This is a genomic window from Acinetobacter calcoaceticus, assembly GCF_900520355.1.
GTDB classification, from domain to species: domain Bacteria; phylum Pseudomonadota; class Gammaproteobacteria; order Pseudomonadales; family Moraxellaceae; genus Acinetobacter; species Acinetobacter calcoaceticus_C.
Map to the genome: position 1 here is coordinate 3329788 of NZ_LS999521.1, position 12198 is coordinate 3341985.

The window sequence follows — 12198 nt, forward strand, 5'->3', positions numbered from 1 at the left end:
GCTACTCTTTGGGGGGATATAAAAACACGGTGTGTATTTTACTGCTTTTCAGAAGAAAGTGTATTTCATATCAAAGAAAACTTGAGATTGGGATATTTGAATTCACGGTAAGTCTTGTCATTATAAGTCAAATTATATTATTTAAGATTTAAGTCATCATTTACTAACGTGAGGCGGCATGGATGCCGCCCAGTTGGGCTGTGGTATAAGGACATACCATCAGCCCGACAAAGGATTTTTGTTACTTTTTATCCTCTTAAAAAGTAAAGATACGCCTATAAATCTAACATTAGCTCATACACATTCATTATAAGGCTCTGCTAAGTTTATTGATTTATGAAGCAATCAAATTCCGAAGTACATAATGCAAAATACCACCAGCCTTAAAGTACTCAACCTCATTTAATGTATCAATTCGACATAACACATTAAAATGGCTAGCGACTCCATCCGGCCCTTTTACATCAACTTCAAGAATTTGATGAGGTTCAATTCCATCCGATAAACCACGGATTGATATCACCTCATGACCAGTCAAGTTCAGAGATTGTCTAGTTTGACCATCGACGAACTGTAAGGGCAACACTCCCATACCCACCAAGTTTGAACGGTGAATACGTTCAAAGCTCTCCGCAATCACTGCTTTCACGCCTAATAAATTTGTTCCCTTAGCAGCCCAGTCTCGTGAAGATCCTGTTCCATATTCTTTACCGGCAATAATCACAAGTGGTGTATGTTCTTGTTGGTAAAGCATCGCTGCATCATAAATGGCAAGCTTTTCACCACTTGGAATATAGATAGTATTACCACCCTCTTCACCGCCCAGCATTTCGTTTTTAATACGAATATTGGCAAAAGTCCCGCGCATCATGACTTCATGATTACCACGTCGAGAACCATAAGAGTTAAAGTCTTTTGGTTCAACGCCCTGCTCTTGTAAATATCGACCTGCTGGGCTGTCTTTTTTGATATTACCGGCTGGGGAAATATGGTCTGTCGTTACTGAATCTCCCAACACTGCCAAAATATTTGCCTGTTCAATATTTTTAATTGGTTTTGGGGGTTCACCAATACCTTCAAAGAAGGGAGGATGACGAATATAAGTTGAGTCATCAGCCCACTCATAAGTTTTGCTTTGTGGAATTTGAATCGCTTGCCATGTTGCATCACCATCAAACACAGCAGCATATTCTTTGTGGAACATCTCTGTATTTACTTTCTGCAAAGCTTCATCAATTTCTGCCTGACTTGGCCAGATATCTTTTAAATAGACAGGTTGTCCATCTTTGCCTAACCCAAGAGGCTGTGTGGTCAAATCAGTACGAATATTACCAACCAAACCATAAGCCACTACAAGAGGTGGTGAAGCAAGCCAGTTTGTTTTAACTAACGGATGTACGCGTCCTTCAAAGTTACGGTTACCAGAGAGTACAGATGCAACATTCAAATCATGGCATTGAATTGCTTCTTCCACTGGTTCCGGTAGTGGACCTGAGTTACCAATACAAGTGGTACAACCATATCCCACCAAGTTATAACCCAACTCATCTAAATAAGGCGTAAGCCCAGCAGCCAGTAAATAATCGGTAACGACCTTAGAACCGGGTGCGAGAGAGCTTTTCACCCATGGTTTTCGTTGTAAGCCTTTTTCAATAGCTTTTTTAGCAAGCAAGCCTGCCGCTAACATCACGCTTGGGTTAGAGGTATTAGTACAAGAGGTAATTGCTGAAATAACAACATCCCCATGATTGAGTGGATAGGTTTCCCCTTCAATCACGCAAGATGGACTTTCATGTTGAATATTTGCTTTTTTCGCTTCTACCGCGGTACCGCCACCGCCTTCATTTTCTAAACGCTCTTTAGCTTCTTTTGCTGGTTTTAAAGTTAGCTCCATGAGTGCATTAAAGGTTTTAGGCACTTCTGATAAAAGCACACGATCTTGCGGGCGTTTCGGGCCTGCCAAACTTGCTTGCACCGTGGTCATGTCTAAACTTAGAGTATCTGTAAACACAGGTTCATCACCCGCGTTTCGCCATAAACCTTGTGCTTTGCTATAAGCCTCAACCAATTCAATACGGTCACTTTGACGGCCAGTTAGTCTTAGATAACCCAATGTCACTTCATCAATCGGGAAGAAACCACAAGTCGCACCATATTCCGGTGCCATATTGGCAATAGTTGCGCGATCAGCCAGTGGCAAATCTGCCAGACCATCCCCGTAAAACTCTACAAATTTACCCACCACACCTTTTTGGCGAAGCATTTGAGTAATGGTAAGCACCAAGTCAGTTGCCGTAATACCTTCTGGTAATTTTCCTGTGAGTTTAAAACCGATGACTTCAGGAATAAGCATCGAGATAGGTTGGCCCAACATAGCTGCCTCAGCCTCAATACCCCCTACACCCCAACCTAAAACCCCAAGACCATTAATCATGGTGGTATGCGAATCTGTCCCTACCAAAGTGTCAGGAAATGCAAAAGTTTTGTCTTCATCTTCTCCCAACCATACTGCTTGGGCCAAATATTCTAAATTGACCTGATGGCAAATCCCCGTACCTGGCGGCACTACACTAAAATTATTAAATGCAGACTGTCCCCAACGTAGAAATTGATATCGTTCGCCATTACGCTGCATTTCAATCTGTACGTTATCAGCAAAAGCATGGTCATCGGCAAAATGGTCAACCATCACCGAATGGTCAATGACTAAATCAACAGGAGATAACGGATTAATTTTTTCAGGGTCGCCCCCCGCTTGAGCCATAGCCGCACGCATAGCCGCTAAATCAACAACCGCAGGAACACCCGTAAAATCTTGCATTAAAACTCGCGCGGGCCGATATTGAATTTCCTGATCTGAGCTTCGATTTTTTAACCATTCTGCTAAAGCATGGATGTGTTCTGTTTTAACACTATGTTGATCTTCAAACCGTAATAAGTTTTCCAATAATACTTTTAAAGATTTCGGTAGTTTGGCAATGTCCCCTAGCGTTTTCTCTGCTTGGGCTAAGCTAAAAATCTGATAATTGCTGGAACCTACTGTTAGCGTCTGTAAAGCATTAAAACTATTTATATTGCTATACTTAGCCATCGGGTTATCCTCCCATATCTGGCAATGTTATTTTTCACGTTTTTACATGTTGTTTTCTTACTTTAAGCTTCTTTTTTAATCGCTGTGTTTTGTTTTAGTTAATATTTCTAATCTTTGATTTTTATTACGATAATTTCAGCGCCAAGAGCGAGTTTTCCCAAAGCTGTACGGCCAAATCTGGCTCTGATATGTTTAAGTTTTCTGCCAAACTTTGCAAAACATAAGGCAAATTAACTGGAGTATTACGGGTACGTTGTTCTGTTGATGTTTGACAACAAAGTGGGGTCATATCGGGACAATCCGTTTCAATCACCAAGTGCTCTACACCTATAGCCTGCACAACCGTATGAAGCTTTTTCGCATTCGGGTTGGTAATTTGCCCTGTCACACCAATTTTAAATCCGAGCTTAATGAGCCCCTTTGCTTCTTCTATTCCACCACTAAAAGCATGCGCAATTCCACCCAGTTTAAATTTTTGAGCTTTTAATATTGCGAGTACATCGCCATGTGCTTTTCGAATATGAAGTAATACTGGCTTCCGATATTGAGTTGCCAGTTCAAGCTGCTGGGCGAAATATTCTTTTTGCTTCGCATAGATATCTGGATGCTTATGCTCTTTTAAAAAAGTATCTAAACCGATTTCACCCACAGCTACACAGTCTTGTTGCTGCAAAATTTGTTCAAGGTGAGAAAGATGGTCTGGCTGATGTTGCTCAATATAAAATGGGTGTAAACCTGGAGCTAAATATGAAGTCGGTACATTTTCCCAGCTCTTTAACTGATAATGCGTTTTTAGCAATTCATCAAAACGTGACTGCACAAAACCAATTAAAACCAGTGCATCCACTCCAAATTTTTTGGCGTTAAGCGCTAACTGTTGCCGATCTTCATCAAAATCGGCAACATCAAAATGCGTATGCGTATCAAACAGACGCATTAGCTTCCACTTTTTGCAACAGGTGCTGAAGCTGGTTGCACTTTAGACTGCGGTAAATATTCTTTTTTCAAAACTTCCTGTAATTGATCATACGGAATGACTAATCGAGGTAATCCCACTACATATGGTCCAATTTCATATTCACCATATTGAAGGATTAAACCTTGCTCACCCAGTAAGAAATTATCAGATAATTTAAATGGCCAAGCTTGTTCATAATCCCCGACATTATCAGCCAGTTTAGAGTCTGTTACCCAAGTCTTAAAGGCTTCATGCGCCAACTTCTCTAACGCTGCCTTTTGCTGTGGACGTAACAAGTCTTCAAGCTTGATCTGCTTTTGTTCTTTTAAATCAAAATTATAATAATGCTGTGCAGCAGAACCATGAGCACCACCTAAATAGCTACTGCTATTAAGTACAACAGTGACAACTTTACCTTGAGCCTGCAAAATCTTAGGTTTAACTAAAAGATTAATTTGATGACTACTACTTAAAGCTTTTAATTCATTGTCCAGACCAATAAATGAGTTTGCATAACGTTGAACTTGGGCATCAAAGCTATTTTTTTGCTCTGCACCTGCGGCCGCCGAAGCTTCTATTTTTTGATCAGCTTGCTTCTCTTTAGCATCAGGTTCAGCAATCTCTAAAATTTGATCTAGAGTCTTTAAGATTTGCTGATCTACAATTTTATCAATAAATGGGAAATTACTCTGTAAACGCTCAACTGTAAATTCAGGACAAGTCTTACCATCACAATCAGGTAAAGCAACCTTACTCGGAATTGTTTCACCCTTCAAAGTCAGCTCTACTGGCTTTTGTTCTTCGACTGCTGGTTTCTGCTGTTCTTGAGAATCCTTAGGATCGGCTTTAGGTTGGCATGCCACCAAAAATATAGCCGAAGCAAGCAAAGTTAATCGCAGTGAAGCTTTAGAAGATAACATCATATTTTGCCTTTTATTTTAAGGAGATTACGCAGTGCCTTTTCTAAGAAATTAGCGCATATAAATAGAGGTTGCAAATTCTGCTACCATCTTAAAACATTTGTTCATAAACCTTGGGTTGTAATATTTTTTTTGTTTGTTCTGTAGATAAATAAATATCGAGCTGTGGTGCCTCTTTAGTAATTTGGTTGGCCTGATAATGGAGTCCAATGCCCTCACCGTCAAAGAACCAATCCGCTTGCCCCCAATATAAAGTTTTTGGTGCTTCTTTTTTTATCTCAACAGTCTGCTTTTTTAACCAGTCTTGATAGGCTACCTGCACCATTTGATGCATAGCTGTTTGCTGATCTTTTTTTAAAACATCTAACAAACTTAAACTTTTATGCAATTTTCGGTCAGCAACAAAAAAGTAATAACGATCTTTAATCGTGAGCTCTTCTTGCTTGGTATCCAGCCCCAATTGCAATAAAACATATTGATTACGCTGTGAAGCAATACGTGTATGAAGATGCAATTCATAAGCCCGATTCTTTGAATATTTATCTTGCCATTCATCAGACTTTTTTACATAAGCATTAATGGCTTGCTGCAAACTTAAGTCTTTTTTCAAATCAATTTGATCTTGAATCACTTTAGCCTGACTTTTGGAGATCCATTCATTTAACCATGCGTCTTGAGTCTTTATCGTTTGAATATCAACATCAATACAATTTTTCCTCTCACAAAATGGCACAGCGTAATCGGCTTTTACTTGTTGCAAGTTGAGAAATGGCAGTACTTCAGCTTTTTCAATATTTTGAGTTTGGGCGCCCGCTAGTTTCGTTTGAGAAGATGATGATGACTGAGAGCTTTTCCAGACAAAAATAGAAATAGCAGAAATTAATATTATGACTGCAACCACAAGCGCAATAATTGCCTTTTTACTCAAATTCATTTCATCATCCTTTTTTATTTTTCAAAACAAAACAGCTTCTATTCGAAGCTGTTTGTCACATTAAAATGATCAGTGTTCACGTGTGTTACGGAACTGAATATCAGGCCAACGCTCTTGCATAATCTGCAAGTTCACTCGGCTTGGAGCAAGATACGTTAAATGTCCACCACCATCGATAGAAAGTTGGTCATGTGCTTTCTTCTTAAATTCATTCAGAATTTTTTCGTCATCACAGTGAATCCAGCGAACGGTGTTAACGCTTACAGGCTCATAAACACAGTCAACCTTATATTCTTCTTTCAAACGATAAGCAACCACGTCAAACTGGAGCACACCTACCGCCCCAACAATCAAGTCATTGCTAATTTGTGGCATAAATACCTGAGTCGCCCCTTCTTCAGACAACTCTTTCAAACCTTTTTGCAACTGTTTTGATTTTAATGGATCTCTTAAACGTACACGACGGAACATCTCTGGCGCAAAGTGAGGAATGCCCGTGAAGTGCAAATTTTCACCACTTGTGAAAGTATCACCAATTTGAATCGTACCATGGTTATGTAAACCAATAATATCGCCTGGCCACGCTTCTTCTAAATGTTCACGCTCACCAGCAAGGAATGTCAAAGCATCACTAATGCGGACATCTTTACCAAGACGCACATGGTTCATCTTTAAACCTTTTTCATATTTACCAGAGCAAATACGCATGAAGGCAATACGGTCACGGTGTTTCGGGTCCATGTTGGCTTGAATTTTAAATACAAAACCAGAAAAACCTTCTTCTTTCGCGTCAACCACACGCTCTTGTGTAGGGTGCGCTTTAGGTTCAGGTGCCCAGCCCATGAAAGCATCTAGTACATGGTCAACACCAAAGTTGCCTAATGCCGTACCAAATAGAACTGGAGTTTGTTTACCTTGTAAAAATAAGTCGCGGTCTAATGGCTCATTCGCCATTTGTACGAGCTCAAGCGACTCTTCAAAAGATGCCCAAGCCAAATCGCCTACTTTTTCACGAATATCAGCATAATCATACCCATCACGTACTTCAATATCTGTAATGGTTGAGCCAAAGCCTGCTTTGTAGATATACAATTTATTTTCAATAATGTTGTATACACCAGCAAAATCACGCCCCATTCCTAATGGCCATGTAATCGGTACACAGCGAATATTGAGGACATTTTCAATTTCATCAAGTAACTCAAGTGGCTCACGAATTTCACGGTCCATCTTGTTTACAAATGAAATGATAGGCGTGTCACGCATACGACACACTTCCATCAATTTGATGGTACGTTCTTCGACACCTTTTGCACCATCAATCACCATTAACGCAGAGTCAACTGCGGTGAGGGTACGATAAGTATCTTCCGAGAAATCTTCATGCCCCGGTGTATCGAGTAAGTTAATGGTATGACCTTTATAAGGAAACTGCATCACAGACGTGGTAATGGAAATTCCACGCTCTTTTTCCATTTCCATCCAGTCAGATGTAGCTGCGCGATCAGATTTACGGCTTTTTACCATCCCTGCAACCTGAATTGCTTTACCCCACAACAGTAATTTTTCTGTCATGGTGGTTTTACCGGCATCGGGGTGGGAAATGATGGCAAATGTGCGGCGTTGAGCAACCTGTGCCGCTAACTCATCTTTAAAACTCATGAAATACACCTACTGCGGAGATTGCAGTGCCAAAGATCTAAAGTCGATCAAAATAAAAATTGGCGTAATTGTAGCAGATTTATAGAACTGTTTAATGATTGTTGATATGCCATCAGTCACTCATAAGATTTTTGAACATTTTTTGAGAATACAACTTTGTTCATTAGAGATTTTATAATCAAAAAAGCCCATTCGATTGTGAATGGGCTTACTTAGGACTTAGCAGAATATCTTAAGCTAGTTTCTTTTCTTCAATAAAGTGGACATCGGCAATTTGTACATCCCAGAACTCCTTCCATAAAGCACAATAATCAATACATAGCTTAGTTAAGCCTTCATAATCATCTTTTGTAATTGCTTGCGCTAACGTAAACCAAAGATCATCCTGATGGTCATCATCAGCGGCTTCAGACGTTTCATCAGTAGATACACCATGCACATGGTAATATCCACCACCTTCAACATCGATATTTACAAATTTAGTCGCTTCACGTAATGGCGGACTAAAAAGAATAACTTCCTCTTCGGCAACTGCTAACAATGCAACTACATTGATATAACTATCATAAGAAGATTCTAAAAATGAACGAACCTGATCTGCGGCTTTTGATGGTTTATAGTTACGGCGATCAGCCTCTGTCAAACCATAATCATTAAGTAAATCTTCATACAATGGATAATGAGCATATTCAGGATTCCCCAAATAGTAATCATCTTTACCCAATCCCGGTCTAAAACCGAATTCATCAAGTACATTTAAACTTAATAATACCCGTGGAAACATTTTAGCTCCAGAATGGAGTTTTGGTTCCAGTTGTTTTGTTTGGAACTGCGCTTGTAATAAAGCATCAGTAAAAATCTGTACAATTGCATGACGATATTCTAAATGAATATGAGTTAAAGTACTCTTATCTAGATATCCATGATTTAATATTTCAATTGCAGGATGTTTACAAACTGGTAATTCTGCAATTTGATTTCTTAACTGCTTGAGAAACTTTAAATTTTCATCCCATTGTTTTGCAGGAATACTATTTCTCATCCCCTGCAATGCTTTTTCTCGTGGATTATTAAAATCTTCAAATTTTTTTGACATAATCATTCTCATTAACAAGTTTTTTCTTATAGTTAAGTTAGGGATTCCCTTTATTTCAATTTGCATTCAGTTGCTAAAATAAAATCCATATACCCATCCTTAACAACCTGATATTATGTCTATTAACTCAACAAATCAATGGATTAATTAATAATATTTAAAAAAGTAAATTATTGCCAACCAAATATATAAATTATTATTTTTAAGACTAACCAAACTATTGAATAAATATAGTTTTTTAAATATTATAAAATAAGTTTTATTTAAGCTTTAACACTTACAATAGCAAAGTTAATCAAAAATATTCGCGACGGTGAACCCGATGACAAAAAGAGAAAATATTATAACAACAGCAACATCCCTTTTTAACCAGAAAAGCTATACGTCTGTTGGTGTTGATAAGATTATTGCTGAGTCCAATGTTGCAAAAATGACTTTTTATAAGTACTTTTCTTCTAAAGAAAACTTAATTGAAGAGTGTCTTCATGAAAGAAATTTAGAAATCCAATCTTCAATATTAGAAAAAATTAATAATATTAACAATCCGTTAATTAGAATTAAAAGTATTTTCACTTGGTATATCGACTGGATTAATACAGATGATTTCAATGGTTGTTTATTTAAAAAAGCCACCATTGAAGTTCTACAATTGTACCCATCTATTAAAGATCAGGTTAATGAATATCGAGAATGGATTTATCAATTGGTTTTCTCAACATTTCTAGAATTAGAAATTAAAGATGCCCATACACTTACCAGTCTTTTTCTTAATATTGTTGATGGCATCATTATTGATGGCACAATAAATAAATCAAAAATTAATTCCGAACAAACATGGTCTTATATAGAAAAGCTTATTAACTTTGAGGAAACTCAAGCGTGTTCCGCCGCTTAATATATCAATTTAATACTTTTAGATCTTTTGTAGAAGAATTAAAATATCATAAAAAAACGAGTAGAGCATGAATTACAGCTCTACTGATTAAATATGTCTAACTTATTGTTACAACCCTACAAAAGCAAGGACCTTGCTATTTTAAACACAGGAGCTACTCTCATTCCTTATATTTTAATATTATAATTTATATAAATTTAAACAGTTTAAATAAGAAATTTATTAAGAATAACTACACATTTACTGCGTATAACCATGCACGTTAATATATTATTAATCTACCGCGATATTCTTTAAGAAATACTCCAATAACACATCTCTATCATCCACACTGTTTTCACCTAAAAGCTGAACCATAGCCCCATCTATCACAAATAAAAACATGTACGCATCTTCTTTTGGGGCCTCTGAGTTCTTTGTTAAAAGTAGCCTATAAATTTCGCTAATGAGCCAGTTTCTGTACTCAACCACAACTTGATAAGCCTTGGGGTAAAGCTTTTCAATTTCAAAAATGGCTTTAAATGGCAAATGGTAAAGGCCTTCTAAATCTGCATGTAAGAAGTAAATTTTGCGGAGTTTTTCAATTACGGTTAAGTCTTTCTGGATATAAATGATTGAAAGCACCTCTTGTTTTAAGCCATCTTTTTGAAAGGTTAGGCTCATTTCAATGAGTCTTTCTTTTGAGTGAAAGTAATTATAAAAGGTAGCTTTGGGGAGTTTTGCTGCTTCAATAATTCGGTCTACCCCAACTTTGTGAAAACCATAATTATTAAAGAGATATCTTGCAGAATGAAGCACGCTTAAAGCACGAAATGAGAGATCTAAATGTTGCATAGTTTTACCGTTATAAAAATAAGTTCTTGTTGTGTCTCAATGAGATAAAACTGCCTAGGCTCTTGTTTTAAGCAAAAAAAGGCATGCAAAGGCCCTCGAAAGACTGCCTCAGCGCATCTCAAGTTTTATTGTTGATATGATTTTTTCGTCGTGACGAGCTAATATCTGAAAACCCAAAGGTTATCAAACCGCGCTAAAGACTAGTCTGGAGGGGTAAAAATAGAATGCATAGCCAACTCCTTTATATTGGGAGTTCTGCCAAAGCATTAATCAAGAATTATGGTGGCAGAACGAAAGAGGGTTAGCAGACTGGTGAAAGATTTAACCAGCACACCCGAGGGTGTCCCTCTCCCGTCCTGAACTGCACCCCATAAGTTAGACTCTTTAAACTTATAAGGTGTGTCCTATGCCAGTTCCAAAGCATTCAAAAGAGTTAAAACTAAAAGTAATTCAGGCTTATTTAGATGGGAGTAAAGGCTATAAAATTCTTTCCAAAGAGTTTAATGTAGATCTCCAAACCATCCGGTTATGGATTGAAAACTATAAAGCACATGGTACTGATGGGCTTAATGTTAAAATTAAAAAGACTTATTATTCTCCAGAATTTAAAATCAATGCGATACAAATGCTTCTTGATAAGATACCCGTAAGAGAAGTAAGAAGACGATTAAATCTGAGCGGGACGTCAATTTTAAGAAGATGGTTAGCTCAGTATCATAAAGAAGGGATTGCTGGTTTTAATACTAAACGGACTTATACCAATATGACTAGGCAAGATAAAATCAAAGTAGTTAAGCCAATCAGAGATGATAAAGACAAGTCTCAACAAGAACTCATTGATGAGGTTACAGCTTTGCGCGCAGAGGTCGCTTTCTTAAAAAAGCTAAAAGCCTTAAAACTGAAGCAGCGTACTTAAGTTCAATTTCTACCGCAGACAGTGTTCAGGTTGTTTCAGAATTAAGGCATATCTATCCATTGAAACTATTACTCGGTATCGCGAAGATAGCCCGTAGTACTTATTTCTACCACATGAAAGCTCTACGCTCCAATGATAAATATACTGAGCTAAAACAAAATATTAAGTCGATATATCACAAGCACAAAGGATGTTACGGCTATCGTAGAATTACTCTTGCTTTGAAAAGTGCAGGAATAATGATTAACCATAAATGCGTATATCGCCTCATGAAAACTATGGGACTCAAATCAAGGATCAGAGCACTAAAATATCGCTCATATAAAAGTGGTTGTGTCGGGATGGTGGCTGATAACATTTTACAACGGCAATTTAAAGCAAATCGGCCAAATCAGAAATGGGCAACTGATGTAACGGAATTTAATGTGAATGGTGAAAAACTTTACCTATCCCCAATTATAGATTTATTTAATGGGGAAATTATTACGTTCCGAATCCAACGCAAACTCAATTATGAGTTAGTAAAAGAGATGCTCATTCATGCTTTGGCTAAACTTAAGCGACATGAAAAACCAATTCTCCATTCCGATCAAGGATGGCAATATCAAATGGCCCATTACCAGCAGCAATTAAAGCAACATGGTTTAATTCAGAGTATGTCTCGTAAGGGAAATTGTTTGGATAATGCTGTAATAGAAAGCTTCTTTGGAATATTAAAATCGGAATGCTTTCATGGTGAAAAATTTCAATCAATTGATGAATTAGAGAAAACTGTAAAAGAGTACATTCATTATTATAATCATGAGAGAATCAAGGTGAAGCTACAAGGTTTATCCCCTGTACAATATAGAAATCAGTTTTTAAAAACTGCTTAATTAACTGTCCAACTTTA

At 37.5% G+C, this 12198-nt stretch carries 10 protein-coding genes; 3 read left to right on the forward strand and 7 right to left on the reverse strand.

Translation table 11 applies throughout. From position 1 onward, the window contains the following. Positions 1–334: 334 nt before the first annotated feature. The 6 genes from acnA to AC2117_RS15980 form a co-directional block, all read right to left on the reverse strand. Entirely contained in the window at positions 335–3091 is a 2757-nt protein-coding gene (gene acnA / locus AC2117_RS15955; RefSeq protein WP_133975392.1) for an aconitate hydratase AcnA, read from the reverse strand. Between the two features lie 124 nt (positions 3092–3215). Further along, complete coding sequence (locus tag AC2117_RS15960; RefSeq protein ID WP_133975394.1) at positions 3216–4028, reverse strand: TatD family hydrolase; 813 nt, start codon at positions 4026–4028, stop codon at positions 3216–3218. Beyond that, positions 4028–4969, reverse strand: coding sequence for an RsiV family protein (locus AC2117_RS15965; RefSeq protein WP_133976408.1), 942 nt, complete (start codon positions 4967–4969; stop codon positions 4028–4030). The genes AC2117_RS15960 and AC2117_RS15965 overlap by 1 nt, the downstream gene beginning before the upstream one ends. A gap of 91 nt (positions 4970–5060) precedes the next feature. Further along, positions 5061–5903: a hypothetical protein gene (locus tag AC2117_RS15970; protein WP_133975396.1), complete on the reverse strand. Its 843-nt coding sequence runs from the start codon at positions 5901–5903 to the stop codon at positions 5061–5063. Positions 5904–5972: 69 nt separating this feature from the next. Further along, entirely contained in the window at positions 5973–7565 is a 1593-nt protein-coding gene (locus AC2117_RS15975; RefSeq protein WP_042894913.1) for a peptide chain release factor 3, read from the reverse strand. Positions 7566–7797: 232 nt separating this feature from the next. Further along, on the reverse strand, positions 7798–8661 hold the full coding sequence (locus tag AC2117_RS15980; protein WP_133975398.1) for a hypothetical protein: 864 nt from the start codon (positions 8659–8661) through the stop codon (positions 7798–7800). A 322-nt stretch (positions 8662–8983) separates the two neighbouring features. Here AC2117_RS15980 and AC2117_RS15985 point away from each other — a divergent pair, with 322 nt between their 5' ends. Beyond that, positions 8984–9556, forward strand: a complete 573-nt coding sequence (locus AC2117_RS15985) for a TetR/AcrR family transcriptional regulator (RefSeq protein WP_133975400.1) — start codon at positions 8984–8986, stop codon at positions 9554–9556. Between the two features lie 273 nt (positions 9557–9829). On the opposite strand, the gene AC2117_RS15990 is transcribed toward AC2117_RS15985, so the two are convergent. Beyond that, positions 9830–10390 (reverse strand): TetR/AcrR family transcriptional regulator, encoded by a 561-nt coding sequence (locus AC2117_RS15990; protein ID WP_133975402.1) that lies wholly within the window; start codon positions 10388–10390, stop codon positions 9830–9832. Between the two features lie 406 nt (positions 10391–10796). Between AC2117_RS15990 and AC2117_RS15995 the strand changes: the two genes are divergently transcribed. Both AC2117_RS15995 and AC2117_RS16000 read left to right on the forward strand, forming a co-directional pair. After that, positions 10797–11306, forward strand: coding sequence for a helix-turn-helix domain-containing protein (locus AC2117_RS15995; RefSeq protein WP_133972402.1), 510 nt, complete (start codon positions 10797–10799; stop codon positions 11304–11306). A 5-nt stretch (positions 11307–11311) separates the two neighbouring features. Then, on the forward strand, positions 11312–12181 hold the full coding sequence (locus AC2117_RS16000) for an IS3 family transposase (RefSeq protein ID WP_227549250.1): 870 nt from the start codon (positions 11312–11314) through the stop codon (positions 12179–12181). The last annotated feature ends 17 nt before the right edge of the window (positions 12182–12198 follow it).

What these genes read in the sequence shown, in the direction of transcription:
- acnA (WP_133975392.1), bottom strand. Translation starts at nt 3,091, where the DNA reads ATGGCTAAGTATAGCAATATAAATAGTTTTAATGCTTTACAGACGCTA.
- AC2117_RS15960 (WP_133975394.1), bottom strand. Translation starts at nt 4,028, where the DNA reads ATGCGTCTGTTTGATACGCATACGCATTTTGATGTTGCCGATTTTGAT.
- AC2117_RS15965 (WP_133976408.1), bottom strand. Translation starts at nt 4,969, where the DNA reads ATGTTATCTTCTAAAGCTTCACTGCGATTAACTTTGCTTGCTTCGGCT.
- AC2117_RS15970 (WP_133975396.1), bottom strand. Translation starts at nt 5,903, where the DNA reads ATGAATTTGAGTAAAAAGGCAATTATTGCGCTTGTGGTTGCAGTCATA.
- AC2117_RS15975 (WP_042894913.1), bottom strand. Translation starts at nt 7,565, where the DNA reads ATGAGTTTTAAAGATGAGTTAGCGGCACAGGTTGCTCAACGCCGCACA.
- AC2117_RS15980 (WP_133975398.1), bottom strand. Translation starts at nt 8,661, where the DNA reads ATGTCAAAAAAATTTGAAGATTTTAATAATCCACGAGAAAAAGCATTG.
- AC2117_RS15985 (WP_133975400.1), top strand. Translation starts at nt 8,984, where the DNA reads ATGACAAAAAGAGAAAATATTATAACAACAGCAACATCCCTTTTTAAC.
- AC2117_RS15990 (WP_133975402.1), bottom strand. Translation starts at nt 10,390, where the DNA reads ATGCAACATTTAGATCTCTCATTTCGTGCTTTAAGCGTGCTTCATTCT.
- AC2117_RS15995 (WP_133972402.1), top strand. Translation starts at nt 10,797, where the DNA reads ATGCCAGTTCCAAAGCATTCAAAAGAGTTAAAACTAAAAGTAATTCAG.